The sequence below is a fragment of the Cellulosimicrobium cellulans genome, assembly GCF_006539945.1.
In the GTDB taxonomy this organism is placed as follows: Bacteria; Actinomycetota; Actinomycetes; order Actinomycetales; family Cellulomonadaceae; genus Cellulosimicrobium; species Cellulosimicrobium cellulans.
Genome location: NZ_BJNZ01000014.1, coordinates 1 through 17,299 on the forward strand (window position 1 = coordinate 1; position 17,299 = coordinate 17,299).

General features: G+C 75.3%; 17 protein-coding genes and 1 pseudogene. 10 read left to right on the forward strand and 8 right to left on the reverse strand.

Translation table 11 applies throughout. The features are described from left to right. Positions 1-1,879 (forward strand): annotated as a pseudogene (locus tag CCE02nite_RS20485) (hypothetical protein); the annotation flags it as partial. A gap of 6 nt (positions 1,880-1,885) precedes the next feature. On the opposite strand, the gene CCE02nite_RS11660 reads toward CCE02nite_RS20485, so the two are convergent. The 3 genes from CCE02nite_RS11660 to CCE02nite_RS11670 form a co-directional block, all read right to left on the reverse strand. Further along, positions 1,886-2,641, reverse strand: a complete 756-nt coding sequence (locus CCE02nite_RS11660) for an SAM-dependent methyltransferase (protein WP_141389810.1) — start codon at positions 2,639-2,641, stop codon at positions 1,886-1,888. A 65-nt stretch (positions 2,642-2,706) separates the two neighbouring features. Continuing rightward, positions 2,707-3,672, reverse strand: a complete 966-nt coding sequence (gene bsh / locus CCE02nite_RS11665; RefSeq protein ID WP_141389811.1) for a choloylglycine hydrolase — start codon at positions 3,670-3,672, stop codon at positions 2,707-2,709. A gap of 117 nt (positions 3,673-3,789) precedes the next feature. Continuing rightward, positions 3,790-4,431 (reverse strand): GntR family transcriptional regulator, encoded by a 642-nt coding sequence (locus CCE02nite_RS11670; RefSeq protein ID WP_141389812.1) that lies wholly within the window; start codon positions 4,429-4,431, stop codon positions 3,790-3,792. 112 nt (positions 4,432-4,543) lie between these two features. On the opposite strand from CCE02nite_RS11670, the gene CCE02nite_RS11675 reads away from it, so the two are divergent. From CCE02nite_RS11675 to CCE02nite_RS11705, 7 genes are read left to right on the forward strand one after another with little or no spacing between them, the layout of a single operon-like run. Further along, complete coding sequence (locus CCE02nite_RS11675; RefSeq protein ID WP_141389813.1) at positions 4,544-5,686, forward strand: mandelate racemase/muconate lactonizing enzyme family protein; 1,143 nt, start codon at positions 4,544-4,546, stop codon at positions 5,684-5,686. Continuing rightward, entirely contained in the window at positions 5,683-6,456 is a 774-nt protein-coding gene (locus CCE02nite_RS11680; protein ID WP_141389814.1) for an SDR family NAD(P)-dependent oxidoreductase, read from the forward strand. The genes CCE02nite_RS11675 and CCE02nite_RS11680 overlap by 4 nt, the downstream gene beginning before the upstream one ends. Next, complete coding sequence (locus CCE02nite_RS11685) at positions 6,453-6,875, forward strand: sensory rhodopsin transducer (protein ID WP_024839185.1); 423 nt, start codon at positions 6,453-6,455, stop codon at positions 6,873-6,875. Before CCE02nite_RS11680 ends, CCE02nite_RS11685 begins: the two co-directional genes overlap by 4 nt. Positions 6,876-6,915: 40 nt before the next feature. Beyond that, positions 6,916-8,358, forward strand: coding sequence for a sugar porter family MFS transporter (locus CCE02nite_RS11690; RefSeq protein ID WP_141389815.1), 1,443 nt, complete (start codon positions 6,916-6,918; stop codon positions 8,356-8,358). Between the two features lie 18 nt (positions 8,359-8,376). Then, positions 8,377-8,802, forward strand: a complete 426-nt coding sequence (locus tag CCE02nite_RS11695; protein WP_024839187.1) for a hypothetical protein — start codon at positions 8,377-8,379, stop codon at positions 8,800-8,802. Then, positions 8,799-9,140 (forward strand): transcriptional regulator, encoded by a 342-nt coding sequence (locus tag CCE02nite_RS11700; protein WP_024839188.1) that lies wholly within the window; start codon positions 8,799-8,801, stop codon positions 9,138-9,140. The genes CCE02nite_RS11695 and CCE02nite_RS11700 overlap by 4 nt, the downstream gene beginning before the upstream one ends. Next, on the forward strand, positions 9,137-9,703 hold the full coding sequence (locus CCE02nite_RS11705; RefSeq protein WP_141389816.1) for a GNAT family N-acetyltransferase: 567 nt from the start codon (positions 9,137-9,139) through the stop codon (positions 9,701-9,703). Before CCE02nite_RS11700 ends, CCE02nite_RS11705 begins: the two co-directional genes overlap by 4 nt. 70 nt (positions 9,704-9,773) lie before the next feature. Here the strand turns inward: CCE02nite_RS11705 and CCE02nite_RS11710 are convergent, their stop codons facing one another. The 5 genes from CCE02nite_RS11710 to CCE02nite_RS11730 all read right to left on the reverse strand — a co-directional run bounded on the left by CCE02nite_RS11710 (position 9,774) and on the right by CCE02nite_RS11730 (position 15,097). Beyond that, entirely contained in the window at positions 9,774-10,670 is an 897-nt protein-coding gene (locus CCE02nite_RS11710) for a glycosyltransferase family 2 protein (protein WP_371861922.1), read from the reverse strand. Between the two features lie 188 nt (positions 10,671-10,858). Continuing rightward, on the reverse strand, positions 10,859-11,683 hold the full coding sequence (locus CCE02nite_RS11715) for a DUF5926 family protein (RefSeq protein WP_141389817.1): 825 nt from the start codon (positions 11,681-11,683) through the stop codon (positions 10,859-10,861). A gap of 10 nt (positions 11,684-11,693) precedes the next feature. After that, positions 11,694-12,785, reverse strand: coding sequence for a pirin family protein (locus tag CCE02nite_RS11720; RefSeq protein ID WP_141389818.1), 1,092 nt, complete (start codon positions 12,783-12,785; stop codon positions 11,694-11,696). 649 nt (positions 12,786-13,434) lie between these two features. Continuing rightward, positions 13,435-14,442, reverse strand: a complete 1,008-nt coding sequence (locus tag CCE02nite_RS20490; RefSeq protein WP_170227298.1) for a hypothetical protein — start codon at positions 14,440-14,442, stop codon at positions 13,435-13,437. A gap of 79 nt (positions 14,443-14,521) precedes the next feature. Next, positions 14,522-15,097, reverse strand: a complete 576-nt coding sequence (locus tag CCE02nite_RS11730) for a DinB family protein (RefSeq protein ID WP_141389819.1) — start codon at positions 15,095-15,097, stop codon at positions 14,522-14,524. 110 nt (positions 15,098-15,207) lie between these two features. Between CCE02nite_RS11730 and CCE02nite_RS11735 the strand changes: the two genes are divergently transcribed. Together CCE02nite_RS11735 and CCE02nite_RS11740 are read left to right on the forward strand one after the other, a co-directional pair. Next, positions 15,208-15,822, forward strand: a complete 615-nt coding sequence (locus CCE02nite_RS11735) for a TetR/AcrR family transcriptional regulator (protein ID WP_141389820.1) — start codon at positions 15,208-15,210, stop codon at positions 15,820-15,822. Positions 15,823-15,909: 87 nt separating this feature from the next. Then, positions 15,910-17,220 carry an MFS transporter gene (locus tag CCE02nite_RS11740; protein ID WP_170227299.1) on the forward strand — a complete coding sequence of 437 codons (1,311 nt, stop codon included), beginning with the start codon at positions 15,910-15,912 and terminating at the stop codon, positions 17,218-17,220. Positions 17,221-17,299: the final 79 nt, after the last annotated feature.

A 17,299-nucleotide genomic window follows, 5' to 3' on the forward strand; every position in this document is an offset into this window, starting at 1 on the left:
CCTGGTCGCCCTCCAGCGCGGCTCGGGCTACCAGGCGCGCCTCGGCGTCCTCGGCGACGCGCTCGCCGCGGCCGGCGCCGACGGAGCGGTGTGCGCGACGGCGGTGGGCCCGGGCGCGGCGGTCGCCCTCGCGGACTCCACGGGCCAGGTCGCCCGCTACCGCGACCTCGCGGACGCGACGGCACCCGGCTCCGACGCGTTCGCGTGCCCCGTGACCGTCGTCGACGCGGGCGACGCGACCCCGCCGGTCGTCGACCCCGACCTCCCGGCGGACGAGCGCGCCACGCTGCGCAGCACCCTGCGCGCCGACCGCCTCACCGCGGTCGACGCGACCGTCGGCGCCGTGCTCGACGCGGCCCCGAGCGGCACGACCGTGCTCGTCGTGGACGTCGCCGGCACGCCCGGCACCCGACCCGCGCTCGGCACGACGCTCGTGCGCCCGTCGTCCGACGGCCCCGACCAGTCCCGCTACCTGACGAGCGCCGCCACCCGGACCGACGGCGTCGCGCGCGTGCTCGACGTCCCGGCGACGGTGCTCGATGCCGCGGGCGCCGCGACGCCGGCACGGATCCAGGACACACCGGTGGCATGGGGCTCGCCGCGCCCGGCCGACGCGACGTCGACCGCCGACGCCCTCGCCGACCTCACGACGCGCGACCACGTGCGCCGCGCCGTCTACACCGCGTTCGTCGACGTGCCGCTCTACGCGGGGCTCGTGATCGCCGGGCTGTGCCTCCTGCTCGCGCCGCGCGCCGCGCGCGCGACGGGCGACCGCGCGCGTGCCCGGTGGGCCCGGGCGGCGCACTGGGCCCGCGGGTCCGCGCTCGTCGTCGCCGCGGTGCCCACCGCCGCCTTCCTCGTGTCGCTCACGGGCTGGTGGCGGTTCGGGAACCAGACGCTCGCGATCGTCGTGTCCACGGTCCTCGCGACGGCAGCCGTCGCCGGCCTGGGCGCCCTCGCCCCACGCCGTCCGGTCTGGCTCGGCCCCGGCATCGTCGCAGGGCTCACGTTCGCCGTGCTCACGCTCGACGCGCTCGTCGGCACCCCGCTCAACCGGGCGAGCCCGCTCGGTTCGGCGCCCACGTTCGGCGCCCGGTTCTACGGGTTCGGGAACCCGACGTTCTCCGTGTACGCGGTCGCGGCGCTCGTCGTCGCCGCGGCGCTCGCGCAGTGGCTCGTCGCGCGCGGCCACCGGTACGCCGCCGCCGCGACGGTGGGCGTCATCGGTCTCGTGACGATGGTCGTGGACGTGTGGCCGACGCTCGGCGCCGACCTCGGCGGCGGTCTCGTCGTCGTGCCGGCGTTCGCCGTGCTGGGCCTCGCCGCCTCGGGCGCGCGCGTCACGTGGCGGCGCTTCCTGCTCGTCGCGGCGGCGGGCGTCGCGCTCGTCGCCGCCGTCGGCGTGCTCGACTGGCTGCGCCCGGCCGACGAGCGTTCGCACCTGGGCCGGTTCGTCGGGCAGGTGGTCGACGGGTCGGCGTGGGAGACGCTGCTCCGCAAGGCGGGCTACGCGGCGCGGTCCGTGCTGGGCGGGGTGCCGGTGTGGCTGACGATCGCCGTGCTCGTCGCGGCCGCGCTGCTGCTCTTCTGGCCCCGGCGCTTCACGCCGCAGTGGTTCGCGCGCACGGAGGCCGCGTGGCCGCTCGTGCGACCGACCCTGCTGGCGCTGTGGATCGTGGCCGTCGCGGGCTCGCTCGTCAACGACTTCGGCGTGCGGATCGCGCTCATCGCGCTCATCCCGGCCGTCCCGCTGCTCACCGTCGCCGCGCTCCACGCGGCCGACGACGGCGGCGGCACGGGCGAGAGCGCGGACGACGACCCGGACGACCGCTCCGGCGCGGAGGGCCCCGCGGCGCGGGTCGGGAGCACCACGTCCTGACGCAGGTCAGTCCCGCACGTCGGTCGCGACGTCGTGCAGGACGAAGGTCGCGAACCCCAGCTCGCGTCGGGCACCGTCCAGCCAGGCGTCACGATTCCCGCGCGCGGCGGCGAGCGCCTGGGCACGGTCCTCGGCCGTCGGGGCCTCCCGGACCGCCCAGTCGACGAGCGACCCCGCCCAGCTGAGCTGGTAGTCGTCCCACTCGGCCAGGGTGCTGACGTGCCCGAACGACGGCTCGAAGCCGTGCGCACGGACGGCCCGCACGAAGCCGGCGAGATCGGGATAGGCGTCGGCGGGGACGTCGAGCGCCGCGAGCGCCGAGTCCGACGGGGTGCCCTCCCAGATGCTGTCACCGACGAGCGCCTGGCCGCCGGGGCGCAGTCGCTGCCGGACGGCGCCCAGCGTGGCGTCCAGTCCCCCGAAGGCGTGGCTCGCGCCGACGCACAGCACGACGTCGAACGCCCCGTCGTCCCAGGTGGCGGCGTCCGCCTCGATCCACCGCACCCGGTCGCCCAGCCCTCGCTCGTCGGTGCGCCGTGCCGCCGAGGCCGGGAGCATGTGGTCGATCCCGACGCCGGTGGTCCCGGGGTGGGCGAGCAGCAGCTCCTGCAGCCACTCGCCCTCGCCGCACCCGAGATCGACGGCGCGGGCGCCGTCGGCCGGGCTCAGCCAGCCGACCAGCTCCCGCAGCCGCTCGGGCGCCACGGGCGCCCCGATCGGATGGCGCAGGTGGGCGATGTCGAAGATCTCGGACCGTTCCATCCCGCGACGCTACAGGCCGCCCACACCGCGCCGGTGCCGCCCTCCGGGCCGCACCACCGGGTGGCTCACGCGCGGAGCGCGCCCTCGGTGAGCACGAGCCCGCTGCCGCTCGCCGCGAGGTCGGCCATCGCGACGCTCCGGACCGCAGGGTCCTCGTACGTGTTCCAGTAGTAGGTCTGCGTGCGCGCGGAGAACAGGCCCGTGTAGACGGTCCTCTCGAACTCGCCGGACCCCATCGCCGCGCAGCCGTCCACCATCGCGACCTGCTGCAGCGTGTGGAAGGCGCGGCTCACGTTCTCCTCCTCGGTGCCCTTCGTCGGGTAGTGGGAGTTCACGTAGGCCGCGCGGACGAAGCGGGACGGCGAGTAGTAGTCGCCGGGGACGCCGCGCATGTGCGAGCCCGAGCCGAACGGGGCGAGGTGGGCCCGGCCCACGGGGGTGTCCTCGGGGAAGTCCGGCGAGACGTTGAGGTAGTTGCGCAGGTTCTCGTGGTGCCAGTCGAACCCCGGCTGGTTCGTGAGGACGTCGACGTCGTCGTCGAACACCTGCATGCCCGCGCTGGTGTACTCCACCACGATCGCGCGGCGCGCGTCGCCGATGATCCAGTGGAGCAGCGAGCTCGGGTACCTGTCGTTGATCGGACGGTCCACGATCGCGACGTCGCGCAGCGCGGCCTCGACCTCGTCGACCGTCGCGAACTGCGCGCACACCCACAGCGGGAGCTCGAACGCGGCCACGTTGACCGCGCCGTCGACCGGGCCGGAGGCGTACTCCGCGTACCCGGGGAAGTTGAGGCCCGCGACGGCGAGACCCGCGTCGTTGCCGCAGTCGAAGTACAGCGGGGTGTCGTCCTCGACGATCCCCATGCCGAGGACCGCGTGCTCGATCCCGCGCACCGCGCCGAACGGCGACCGGGGCGTGTAGCCCGTCGGGGTCAGCAGCACCTGCTGCCCGTAGCCCGTCGTCCAGTCGAGGTTGCGGGCGAGATAGAGGTTGCCGTCGTCGTCCGTGAACCTGATCCCTGTGCACATGGCGCTGCCCCCGTCGTCGTCGGTCCGGCTCGCGCGGCGAGCCGCCCGGGCACGCCGTCGTGCCCGCCCTCCCATGGTGCGTCCGTGCGGGCTCCGGGGCCACTGCCGGCCGGCCGGTCAGGGCTGGAGATACACCGAGACGTGGGCCTCGATCGCGCGCTCCGCACGGCCGGGGTCGCCCGAGCGGAGCGCGGCGAGCAGCTCACGGTGCTGCTCGACGACGGCGTGCGGGTCCTCGTGGTGCGGCGCGTCACGGACGAAGTACGCCCGGACGCGCGGCTGGATGAGCCGCCAGATCTGCAGCGACTGCGTGTGGCTCGCGGCGGCGATCACCGCCGCGTGGAACTCGAGGTCCAGGTCGGCGAGGCGACGGGCGTCGAGCGGGTCCGCCGCGCGCTCCATCGCCGCCACCGTGCGGTCGAGCGCGTCCAGGAGCGCGGGGTCCTGCGCGCGCGCCGCCGCGCGGAACGCGACCTTCTCGATGACGGTCCGCACCGGGACGAGGATCTCGGCGATCTCCTCCTGGGAGACGTCCACCACGACGGCGCCGCGGTAAGGGTGGGAGACGACGAGCCCTTCCTGCTCGAGCACCATGATCGCCTCCCGCACCGGGCCGCGGCTGATGCCGTAGGAGGCGGAGAGGTCACGCTCGACGAGGCGGTCCCCGGCGGCGAGGTCGCCGGAGGCGATGCGTTCGCGCAGGTGGCGCAGGACCCAGTCGCGCCGGGACTCGGGCGGCGATGCGGGCAGGACGGGCACGACGGCGACCCTCTCACTCGGAAGGGCTCCACCCTAATAGATGGCCGATGGTTGACCATCTACCATCGGCCCACCTAGAGTCACGGTCCACGGCACCGACGAGAGGACACCCATGAGGATCACCGCCATCACCGCCGCCGGCCTGCGCGGCGCCACCCCCGAGGGCGGCTGGCAGGAGGAGCTGCGCCAGGACGACGTCGTGCACACCCTCGTCGCCGTCCACACCGACGAGGGGCTCGTCGGCGTCGGCAGCGTGTTCACGACCGAGGACCTCGTGCGCGGCGCGCTCGACGTCCTGCGGCCCCTGCTCCTGGGCGCGAACGCGCTGGAGCCGGAGCGCACGAGCGAGCGGCTGCACCGCACGACGTTCTGGATGGGGCGCGGCGGGTCGATCACGCACGCGATCAGCGGCGTCGACACCGCGCTCTGGGACCTCCTCGGCCAGGCGACGGGACAGCCCGTCGGGCGCCTCCTCGGCGGGCGGTACCGCGAGCGGGTGCGCCCGTACGCCTCGCTGCTCATGGACCAGCCCGACGCGCTGCGCGACCACCTCACCGCGCTGCGCGCCGACGGGTGGACCGCCTTCAAGATCGGCTGGGGCCCCTTCGGCCGGGTCGACGAGCGGCTCGACGAGCGCATCGTCGCCGCGGCGCGCGACGCCGTCGGCCCCGACGCGATGCTCATGGTCGACGCCGGCGGCAGCGACAGCGCGTGGAGCCAGGGCTACAAGTGGGCCCTGCGCACCGCCCGCATGCTCGACGCGTACGGCGTCGCGTGGTTCGAGGAGCCGCTGCCGCCGGACGCGATCGAGGACTACACGCACCTGCGCCGGCGCTCGCCCGTGCCCATCTCGGGCGGTGAGGTGCTCACGCGCCGCCAGGCGTTCCAGCCGTGGATCGAGGGCGGCGCGCTCGACATCGTGCAGCCCGACGTCACGAAGGTCGGCGGGACGAGCGAGCTGCGGCGCATCGCGTGGTCCGCGCACGACCACGGCGTCAAGCTCGTGCCGCACGGGTGGAACACCGCCGTCGGGCTCGCCACCGACCTCCAGCTCGCCTCCGCCCTGCCGGACACGGACCTCGTCGAGTACGTCACCGGCTCGCCCTACATCGACGACCTGACGACCGACCGCTGGACGCTCGACGCGGACGGGATGCTCCCGATCCCGGACGGCCCCGGCCTCGGCATCACGCTCGACCGCGAGCGCCTCGCGCGCTACTGCGACGTCGACGCGCTGCTCGGGAGCGCGGCGTGAGCCCCCGGTCGCTCGTCGTGACGGGCGCGGCGTCGGGGATCGGTCGGGCGGTCGCCGTGGGCGCCGCCCGGGACGGCTGGTTCGTGCACGTGCTCGACCTCGACCCCGACGGCGCCGCGGGCACCGTGGACCTCGCCCGGGAGGCGGGCGGGGACGGGCGCGCGCACGTGCTCGACGTGACCGACGCTGCCGCGGTCGCGTCGGCGGTCGGGGCGGCCGCGGACGCCGGGCCGCCGCTGCGCGGGCTCTTCGCGGGCGCCGGTATCGACGTGGGCGGGGCGGCGCACGAGCTCGACCCGGCCACGTGGCGCCGCGTGCTCGACGTCAACGTGACGGGCACGTTCCTCGTCGTGCGCGAGGTGCTGCGCACGATGGTCGCCGACGGCGGCGGGAGCGTCGTGCTGTGCGGCTCGCCGGCCGCGACGGTCGGCTTCGCGGCCGGGGGCGCGACGGCGTACGGCGCCTCGAAGGGGGCGATCTCGTCCATGGTCCGCACGCTCGCGGTCGACTACGCGCGCCACGGCGTCCGGGTGAACGCGATCGTGCCCGGCCCGACGGAGACCCCGCTCATGTGGGCCAACGTGCCCGCCGACGAGGTGGACGCGACACGCGCGCAGATCGAGCGCGAGGTCCCGCTGGGCCGGCTCGCGCGGCCCGAGGAGATCGCCGAGCCCGTGCTCTGGCTGCTGTCGGACCGCTCGTCGTACACGACCGGGTCGCTCGTCGGGTGCGACGGCGGCGTCCTCGCCAAGTCGTCGATCAGCGTATGAGCGCGCCGGGCGCCCCGGCACGTCGCCCCCAGGTCGGGGCGACGTGCTGGGCGATCGGCGACGGCTGGATCCCGCCGTACGGCACGGGCGAGGACCCGACCCTCGCGAGCCACGAGAGCCTGTGCCTGCTCAACGCCGGTCCCGACGACGCGCGCGTCGAGATCCGGCTCTACTTCGCCGACCGCCCGCCGGCCGGCCCCTACGTCGTGGTGGTGCCCGCCGAGCGGGTGCGCCACGTGACGCTCAACGACCTCGACGACCCCGAGCCCGTGCCCCGCGGCACCGACTACTCGGCCGTCGTCGTCGCGTCGGCGCCCGTCGTCGTCCAGCACACGCGGCTCGACTCGCGGCAGGCCGCCAACGCCCTGTTCAGCACGATCGCCCATCCCGTCGACACCTTCCGAGAGGACCTCCGATGACGCAGACCTCCACCCCGACGACCTTCCGCCGGGGCACGCCGTGAACGCCGCGACGGGCCGCCTCGGCCACGGCGCCCTCACCCCGCTCGTCGTCGCGTCGACCGTCGGGGCGGCGCTGGGCGGGTTCATGTTCGGCTTCGACACGGCCGTGGTCAACGGCGCCGTCGACGCCCTCAAGGCCGAGCTCGGCGTCGGGAGCGCGCTCGTGGGCGTGATCGTCGCGAGCGCGCTCCTCGGCGCGGCGGTGGGCGCCTTCTCCGCGGGCACGATCGCGGACCGCTTCGGACGACGGCGCCTCATGATGGTCGCCGGGACCCTGTTCGTCACCACGTCGGTGCTGTGCGCCGTCGCGCACGACGGCCCGACCCTCGCGCTGTGGCGTTTCCTGGGGGGCGTGGGGGTGGGGATGGCGTCCGTCGTCGCGCCGCTCTACATCGCCGAGATCGCGCCCGCCCGGCTGCGCGGGCGGCTCGCGACGGCACAGCAGATGTCGATCGTCCTGGGCATCTTCGCCGCGCTCGTCTCGAACGCGTTACTCGTGCGCGCCGCGGGCGGGGCCGAGGCGGAGCTGGCCCTCGGCCTGCCCGCCTGGCGGTGGATGTTCCTGGTCGCGGTCGTGCCGTCGCTGGCGTACGTGGTCGCGGCGGTCCTGCTGCCCGAGTCGCCGCGGTACCTCGTGATGCGCGGCGACCGGGAGGGTGCCGCGCGCACGCTGCGCCGCCTCCACCGTGTTCCCGAGGGCGACGCGCTCCTGGGCGTCGCAACCATCGAGGGGACGCTCCACGAGGCGCGGCCGGCGTGGTCCCACCTGTTCTCCGGGCCGGGCCGCCTCAAGCCCATCGTCTGGCTGGGGATCGCGCTCGCCGCGCTCCAGGCGCTCGTGGGGATCGACGTCATCTTCTACTACTCGACGTCGCTCTGGGCGCAGGTGGGCTTCGGCGAGCAGCAGGCCTTCTGGCTCTCGGCCCTGACGTCGCTCGTCAACGTCGCGGCGACCGTCGTCGCGATCTTCCTCGTCGACCGCGTGGGGCGGCGTCGCCTGCTGCTCGTGGGGTCGGTGGGCATGACGGTCGCCCTGGCCGCCATGGCGACCGGGTTCGCCCAGGCGCGGCAGACCGCGGACGGCGTCGTGTTCGTCGACGCGTGGGGCGTCGTGACCCTGGTCGCGGCGAACGTCTTCGTCGTGGCCTTCGCCGTCTCGTGGGGTCCGGTGGTGTGGATCCTCGTCGGGGAGATGTTCCCCAACCTGATGCGCGCCCGCGCCGCCTCGCTCGCCGCCGCCGCGAACTGGGCGGCGGGCATCGCCGTCAACCTCACGTTCCCCTCGCTCCGGGACCTGTCGCTCCCCGGCAGCTACGCCCTCTACGCGGTGTTCGCGGCCGCGTCGTTCGTGCTCGTGCTCCGCGCGCTGCCCGAGACGGCGAACCGCCCGCTCGAGGAGATGCGGGAGGAGACGGCGTCGGGTGGACATCGATCACTTTAGGAGTGTTAAAGTGATTGCATGATCCAGAACTCCATCACCCCGGAGCAGGCCCGTCGTCAGCTCGGCCAGGCGGAGGAGGTCGCCGCCCAGGCCCACCGCGCGACCCGCTGGTACCCCTGGCTCAGCGTCGGGCACGCCGTCACCGCCCTCGCGTACACGATCGCGATCGACGTCCTCGACGCACCGTGGTGGCCTGCCACCACGGTGCTCGTGGTCGTCCTCGCCCTGCTGTGGTCCGCCGTCGCGCGGCACCACCGGACGGCGCCGCGGCACTGGGTGCGCGACATGGGCATCGCCCTGATCACCTGGGCGGTGCTGTACTTCGCGATGCTCGACCCGGCGCTCCAGCTCGTCGGCGCGGCGTCGCCGGCCTGGTGGGTCCTCGCCGGCGTCGTCGCCGCCTCCCCGTTCGCGGCGTGCGCGTTCGCGAGCGCACGCCGGTGAGCCACCCGCGCAAGGGCCTGGACGCGCTCATCCACTCGCCCGTGCGCTTCTCGATCCTCGCCGCCCTGGCGAACGTCGAGAGCGCGGACTTCCGCTTCCTGGCCGACCTGGTCGAGCTGAGCGACTCGTCCCTCTCCCAGGCCCTCACCGCCCTCTCCGACGCGGGTCTGGTGGAGATCCGCAAGGAGGCCGCCGGGCGCCGGACGCGCACGTGGGTCCGCATCAGCGACCGCGGGCTCGACGCGTTCCGGCAGCACGTGCGCACCCTCGAGCAGATCGCCCGCACCGGCGCGATCGAGCCGCGACCCGACCCGACCCCGAGAGACACCGCACCATGACGCCCACGTTCCGTCGAGCCACCGCCGCCGACGTCCCCGCCGCGGCCCGCACCCTCGCCGCCGCGTTCCACGACTACCCCTGGACCCGCTGGGCCGTCCCGGAGGACGGCTACCCGGCGCGCCTCGCCGCGCTCCAGGAGATCTACCTCGAGCACGCCCTCGCGCACGGGATCGTGGTCGTCCACGAGCCGGTGGACGCCGTCGTCGCGCTCATGCCGCCCGACGCCCCCGCACCCCCCGACGACGTCCAGGAACGGGTCGCCGCGCTGCACGGCCCGCGCCTGCAGGCCGTGGCAACTGCGGAGCTCCCGCCGCCCCGCCCGGACGCCTGGGTGCTCGCGACGGTGGGGGTCCTGCCGTCGCTCCAGGGCACCGGGCTCGGCACCGCGGTGTGCCGGGCGGCGCTGCGCGACCCCGCACTCGGGGACGCGCCCGTCGCGCTCGAGACCTCCGACGCGCGCAACGTCACCTTCTACGAGCGGCTGGGCTTCGTGCGCACCGCGACCACGCAGGTGCACGACGGCCCCGTCGTGCACGGCATGGTCCGCACGCGGACGCTCTGAGCCCCGCCGCCGAGCCGCCGCGCCGATCGGCCTGCCGTGCCGGGTCGCCCGGTGCGGCGGCCCCGCGTGGCTAGTGGTCGCCCGCGCGCACCCGGTCGACGGCGGAGCGCATCTTGCGCGCGTTCACGGCGAGCAGCACGTCCCGGTACTGGGCGGCGCGGTGGAGCTGGCCCTTGAGGTCGTTCGACGACGCGCGGTGGCGCAGGTCGCACGGCACCTCGACCGCGACGTACCCCTTGCGGAGCAGGTCGATCGTCATGCCGGTCTCCACGCCCCAGCCGCGCGCGAGCGGGGTCGCGGCCTCGAATGCCTCGCGCGTGAGGCAGCGCATGCCCGAGAGCGGCTGCGTCGGGGTCCACCCCGTGAGGGACTGGATCGCCCGGCGCGCGGCCCCGACCACGATCCCCCGGCCGCCCGCGCCCGGCTGCGGCGGGAGCAGGGCGATCGCGAGGTCGGCGAACCCGTCGAGCACCGGCGCGACGAGCGGCGCGGTGTTCACCGCGGTCTCCCCGAGGTCGCCGTCGATGAAGAGCAGGAGACGCGGGGGGCGGTCGGCGGCGTCGCGCATGGCGACGACGGCCGCGCCCGTCTCCATGGCTGCGGCCTTGCCGCGGTTGTGCGAGTGGCGCACGACGACGGCCCCCGCCTCGCGCGCGACGTGCTGGGTGTCGTCCTCGCTCCCGTCGTCCACGACGAGCACGAGGTCGACGTGCGGGATCGCCTTGGCCGCGCGGACCGTCGCGGCGATGCGCCGGGACTCGTCCTTCGCCGGGATGATCACGGCGACGCGCTGCCGCACCGCGCGGCCGGTGCGGCCGTCGCCGACCGTCGGCCGCGGCGTGCGTGCCCGCGTGCCGGACGCCGAGAGGTACGTCGGCGGCGGGGTGCTCGCCGAGCCCGCCGCGGCAGGTGCAGGTGCACCGCCCGTGTTGTTCCCCGACTCAGTCGACCGATGGTCCGCGTTCACGCCGTCCAGCCTAGTAGTGCAAAGAGTTGGCCGCAGAAGTGTCGTCGTTCCACCAGCAGATCCGCTCGGGATCTTCGCAGGACGACCGGGCTGCGTTCCCAGGTCCCCCGGATCCTACTCGACGCGACAGCCCGCCGACAGGGGCGTCGGCGGGCTGCTCGTCGAGCCGCAGGCCCACCGCGGGAGCGTCAGCGCAGGGTCACCTGGCGCGACACGATCCCCGCGCGCGCGCGGCGCTCGTTCGCGTCGAGCGGCTCCGTGACGGCGAGCGCCTCCGTGAGGAGCGCGTCGAGCTCCGCGACCGGGCCCTCGAGCTCGTCCGCCTCCGTCCCGCGCGCCAGCTCCCACACGGGGACGAGCACACCGCTCGACCGGAAGGCGCCGACGAACTTGCCGCCGGCGAGGCCCGACTCGCGCCGCGCGTGCAGGCGCGAGATCGCGTCGATGAGCGCGTCCTCGGGCTCCGGGCGGGCCCAGCGCAGGAACTCGCGCGACATGCGGCACCAGTACGCCGAGGGGACGGCGTCGAGCTTGACCGTGGGCACCATGGACTCGGCCGCCTGGTCGAGCGACGCGCGCAGGTCCGGCGTGATCTCCTCGGCCGGGTCGAGCCAGAACGCGAAGTCGTCGTGGACCGTGACGTCGAACGGGACCGAGAGGTCGAGGACGTCCTGGAGGCGCGGGCCGGCTTCGGGCAGCGCGCTCATCTCGATGGACGTGCCGGGCTCGGCGTCGATCGCCTCGAGCAGGGCGGCGGCGAGGTCGCGGCTCGTGTCGCCCGAGCCCGCGAGCGTCTGGACCGCGAGGAGGATCGCCCCGTCCTGACGGTGCAGCGCCGCCCAGCCGGCGGGCAGGACCGTGACGACGGTGACGTCGCGCGCGCCGTGCTCGGCGGTCGTGCGGGCGGTCGCGGTGGCCGAGGGCACGACCTCGCGCATCGCGACCCAGTCGGTCTCACCGGGAAGCCCCTCGAACGGGCGCAGCACGAAGTCGGGCGTGGAGTTCTTGGCCATGCGCGGCAGTCTACTGGCGCCCCGCCGGGCGGGTGCGGGGCCGCAGGCGGACGTCGGGCAGCGCGGGCGCGGGCAGGGGGCCGCCGTCGTACCCGACGACCACGCCGTAGCGCCCGTCGCGCGCACCGTCGGCGTACCGTGTGCCGCCGTGGTTCGGCCCCTCGCCGCCGGTGACCACGAGCTGCGCCTGCCAGTCCGCGCGGGCGCGGGCGACGTCGTCGTGCGACCGCCCGACGAAGTTCCACCACATGACGATGTCCTCGCCGAACGGCTCGCCGCCCACGAGCACGACCCGCGCGGGGCCGTCCGGCCCGGCCTCGACGGTGAGCGTCGCGCGGCCCGGCGCGACGTACCCGAGCGACGACGGCGGGACCTCGTCACCCTCCAGGCGCACCGCCCCGTCGTCCACGAGGAGGCCGTGCTCGAACGCCGGGTCGACGTCGAGCGTGACGCGCGCGCCGGCCTCCAGGTCCACCTGAGCCCCGACGAGCGGTGAGTACGTCGTCGCGGGCGAGCGCAGCTCCGCGCCGGCGACGCGCAGGCTCCCGAGGAAGACCTGGACCCGGGCGCCGGCGACCTCGGCGACCGGCAGGTCGGCGTGGTGCTCGAACGCGGGCGGGTCCGTCAACCGGTCACCCGGGAGCGCGACCCAGAGCTGGACCCCGTGCAGGACCGGCGGGCGGACGCCGCGCGGCGACTCCTCCGAGTGGGAGATGCCCCGGCCCGCGGTCATGAGGTTGAGCTCGCCCGGGCGGACCGTCTGGAGCGACCCCACCGCGTCCCGGTGCAGGATCTCGCCGGCGAAGAGCCACGTGACGGTCTGGAGGCCGGTGTGCGGGTGGGGCGGGACCTGCATGCCGTCGGTGCCGTCGCCGATCGCCGGCAGCGGGTCCGGACCGTAGTGGTCGAGGAAGCACCACGCGCCCACGAGCGAGCGCGCGCGCTGCGGGATCGTGCGCCGCACCCGCATGGCGCGCGTGCCCCCGAGCGGGACGTCGCGGTGCTCGAGGATCTCCACCGTCGGCGCCGCGTCGGCGCCCTCGCCCGGAGGGGTCCCCGCGGAGCAGACGCGCTCCTCGGGCCGGGTCTCGAGGTTGCTCATGGCACGAGCGTAGGCGTGGTGGGCGGACCCGGCCTACCGGCCCGCGGACGGGTCTTCGCGTCGCGGGACACCCGCGGGAGAATGGCAACGAGGCCCCTCGGAGCAGGATTCCGAGGGGCCTCGCCGTGTCCGCGCGACCCCGGGGCGGTCGGGCCGGTGGCCCGTCGGGGCGCCGCTCGCGACGTGGCGGCCCGGCGCCCCCGCGCCGGCCCGGATGCCCGGGCAGGCGTGCTGACGCCGATCGCGGTCGGCCTTCCGGGTCCGGTCGGAACCTGCGCCGTCGCGCGCAGCCCCGCAGCAGGGGGTCGCGGGTCGTCCACCGTTCTCCGGTCAGCCGTGCCCTGGCGTTCGCGCCGGGCCGTCGTGCGCTCCAGGCGGGGCCGCGAGACCCCTGCGTACTGCGTGCCGGAACACCGTCGTCCGTCTGCGCCCGTCCGGGCCGTTAGGCACGTTTGTAGTCCTCACCCGGGGGGCCTGCAAGAGTTCCCACGGGTGTCATTTGGCCGGTCGCGAAGGCCACAGGTTCGTCCACAGGCGGCTCCGCGCCATTCCCACGGAACCCACAACCCTGTGGATGAAATCTGTGGACAGTTCGCCCGGTGGACACGCCCGGTCCGGTCGGGGTGCGCGCCGGGTGCGCACGCGGCGGTCAGACCCAGAACTGCGTCGTCGGCGTCGCCGCCGGAGTGAGCCGCTCGTCGAGGTCGAGGTCCCGCACGACGAAGCCGCCGTCGTCCACGAGCGTCCCCGCGAGGCGCCCCTGGAGCATCGCCGCCAACCGCGCGACGAGCACCCGCGCCCGGGAGCGCGCGATGACGTGCAGCCCCGACGGCCGCTCGACCTCGAGCTCGTACGGGTCCTGCGGGACCCAGGTGACGCGGTAGGCGTGCGGGCCGTGCTCGCGCCAGTCGAGCGCGGCGAGGGCGAGCGGCACCTGCGGCACGCGCTGCGCCGCCAGCCGGACCGCGCCGTCGTAGGGCGTCTCGCCCGACAGCACGTACTCCGTGAGGCCGTCCGCGCGGGGGTGGACCGCGACGACGCGCGCGCTCGGGACCGTCGTGCGCAGAACGCCGAGCGCGTCGTCGGGCCCGAGGACCTGGGCGCTGTAGAGCGTGAGGTCGACCCCCGAGGCGGGGTCGGGCGTGAGCACCGTCCGGCCGTCCGCGACGACGGCGCCCCCGACGCGCCGCGCCGCCGCGACGGCCCAGCCCAGGACCTGGAGCTCGACGCCCTGGGGCAGCCCTGCCGCGAACACCCGCGCGAGACCGTCCCGGTCGTCGGAGAGCGGGGCCAGCGCGACGCGTGGGGCCGGGTCGTCGACGCGCAGCGCGAACGCCTCGGCGCTCCCGCCCGCGAGATCGAGCGCCTGCGTCTGCGGCGGCGTGAGCGGGAAGGGTCCGACGACGCGCGCGCCCTCGGCGAGCCGGAGCTCGCCCGGTGTCACCACGCCGTCGGGCACCACGCCCCGGAACCGCGCGCCGGCCATGGGCCGGGTCGCTCCTCCGCCGCCGGGCGGCGTCGTCCACGCCGCGTCGGCGAACCAGGCGCGCGCGAGGGTGTCCACGGGCGTACGAGCCGCACCGCGGGAACGAGGCACCGCGAGAAGGTGCGCTCCCGCGTGCGCGTCCGGCACGAGGCCGGCGACGGTGGCGTCCATGACCGGACCGTAGGGCGTCCGGAATGCCGGGATGTTACGCCCGTGTCACGGCCGTGCGTCTCCTGCCGCGCGCGTCCGGTCAGGCGCCGACGTCGTGCAGGTGGTGGACGACGTCGTGCACGAAGTACTGGCCGAGCGTGCGCACCGTGAACACGGACCCGTTCGAGCGCCGTCCGGGACGCTCCCACTGGTCCGGGACGAGCGCGTCGAAACGGCCCGCGACCCGGTCGCCCGCGATCGCGAGCTCGCGCGCGACGACCGCCGGGTCCTGGTGCGCGTAGTCCTCCTCGACGGCCGTCGCGTCCTGGTCCCAGTTCGCGAACTGCGGGTCGTCGCCCTCCACCATCGACTGGACGCGCACGTCGAACACGGAGAAGACGTCGCGCACGTGCGCGGCGTACTCGAGCACGGACCACGTCGTCGCGTCGGGACGGACGCGCACGTCCTCGCGGCCCAGCGCGGCGACGTAGCGCGGGACCGCGTCGCGCACCGCGGCCCCCACGCGGTCGGGCGTCACCTCGGCCGCCACGAACCCGCACTCCGGGCACGGGCGCTCCATGACCCACGTCCAGTCCTTGGTGTCCGCGGGGACGGGCGGGAAGTCCGGGTCCGGGGCGGTGGCGGGGACGCCGTCGGGCGACGCGGTGGTGTCCATGGCGGCAGTGTGCCAGACGGCGGAGCGCGCCCGGGAGGCCTCGGCGACGGGCCCGCGGCGGTCCGGAGGAGCCGATTAGCGTTCTGACACGACCTCCCTATGATGTCAGCATGCCCAAGATCATCGGAGGGTCCCTCCACGAGCACCGCGCCCAGACCCGGCAGAAGCTCTTCGCGGCGCTCTCGACCCTCATGATGGACCGCGGCTTCGACGCCATCTCCCTCGCCGACATCGCCGCCGCCGCGGGCGTCGGCCGGACGGCGGTGTACAACCACTTCCCCGACAAGGAGGCGCTGCTCCTCGGGTTCATCACCCATGAGACGGAGCAGTACGTGGGGACGCTCGAGCGCGCGCTGGAGGACGTGGACGACCCGGTCGAGCAGCTCCGCACCTACATCCGCCAGCAGGCCCAGCTCAAGCGCATCTTCCACCTGGCCCCGGGCCCGGACCTGCGCACCGTGCTGTCGCGCACGACGCGCCAGCGCCTGCGCGAGCATGCCGAGCTCGTCGAGACGATCCTGCGGCGCATCGTGGCGTCGGGCATCGAGGTCGGGGAGTTCCCCGAGCAGGACATCGACACCACCGTGCAGCTCGTCAACGCGTGCCTGTCCGGCCGGCTCGTCCCCGACGACCCGGCCGCGCGCGAGCAGGCGATCGAGGCGACCGAGGCGTTCGTGCTGCGCGCCGTCGGGGCCGACGCGTCGTCGCCCGCACTCGCGCGCTGACCCGGCCCGGTCGCGGGACCTTCTCCCGCGAGCAGAAGCGGCCCGGAGAGCACGAGGCCTGTGGCGACCGTCACCTAGCCTCGGGTGGTGCCGACCCTCCGCCGTCGCAGGCTCTCCGACGCCCCCGCCCGGGTGCGCGCCGGGCTCGGCGCGCCGTTCCGGAACGTCTTCACGGCGAACCTCAGCTCCAGCCTGGGCGACGGCATCGCGCGCGTCGCGTCGCCCCTGCTCGCCGCCCGGCTGACCGACGACCCGTTCCTCGTGTCCGGCATCGCCGCCGTCTCGCTCCTGCCCTGGCTGTTCTTCGCGATCCCCGCCGGGGTGCTGCTCGACCGCATCGACCGCCGGCACGCGCTCGCGCTCGCGAACGGCGCGCGCACGCTCCTCGCCCTCGGGCTCGTCGCCCTGGCCGCGACGGGCACGCTGACGATCTGGTGGCTGTACGCCGTCGTGTTCCTCTACGGCGCGCTGGAGACCGTGTACGACGGCGCGATCCGCGCGGTGCTGCCCTCGATCGTGCGACCCGCCGACCTCCCGCGCGCGAACTCGCGCATCGAGGCGGGCGAGATCACCGTCCAGAACTTCCTCTCCGCGCCCCTCACGTCGGCGCTTTTCGCGGTCGCCGTCGTCGTGCCGCTCGGCACCGGCGCCGCTGCCTACGCCGTCGCGGGGGCGCTCGCCCTGTTCCTGCCCGCCGTCGCCGCGGGCGAGCACCGGGCCACGTCCGCCGAGGGGGCCGAGCCCGCGCCACCCTGGTTCCGCCAGCTCGGCGACGGGTTCCGCTACCTGTGGGCGCACCCGACCCTGCGCCCGCTGTGGCTGCTCTCGATCGTCGTCGGGCTCTGCTTCTCCGCCGCGACCGCGACGATCGTGCTCTACGTCCTCGACGTGCTGGGCGTCCCCGAGGGCTGGTACGGGACGTTCCTGCTCGTCGGGGCGGCCGGTTCGCTCGTCGCGGCGGCGGTGGCGAACCCCGCCAAGGAGCGCTTCGGGACCGGCCCGACGATGGCCGTCGCGAACCTCGTCTCGACGGCCGTCCTCGTGCTCCTCGGGCTCGCCCCGCTCCTGCCCGGCTCCGGCACCGCGGTGGCCGCGGGCGCCGCCCTGTTCGCGGTGAGCTCCGGAGCCGTGACGGTGTGGAACGTGCTCGTCATGTCGCTGCGCCAGGCGATGATCCCCGGCCGCCTGCTCGGTCGCGTGCACGGCACCTGGCGGACGCTCCTGTGGGGGGTCATGCCGCTCGGGGCGTTCCTCGGCGGGCTCCTCGCCCGCGCGGACCTGCCGACGCCGCTCGTCGTCGGCGGCGGGCTGGGCAGCCTGGTCGCGCTGCTCGGCTTCCGGTTCCTCGCCGGGCTCCCGGACCCGGAGGACGTGGACCGGATCCCGGACAGAGGATAGGCAAGCCTCACCTGAGTGGGCTACAGTTCCTGACGCATCGTCATGACACTGCGTCAGGACGAGCGGACGACCCGACCCG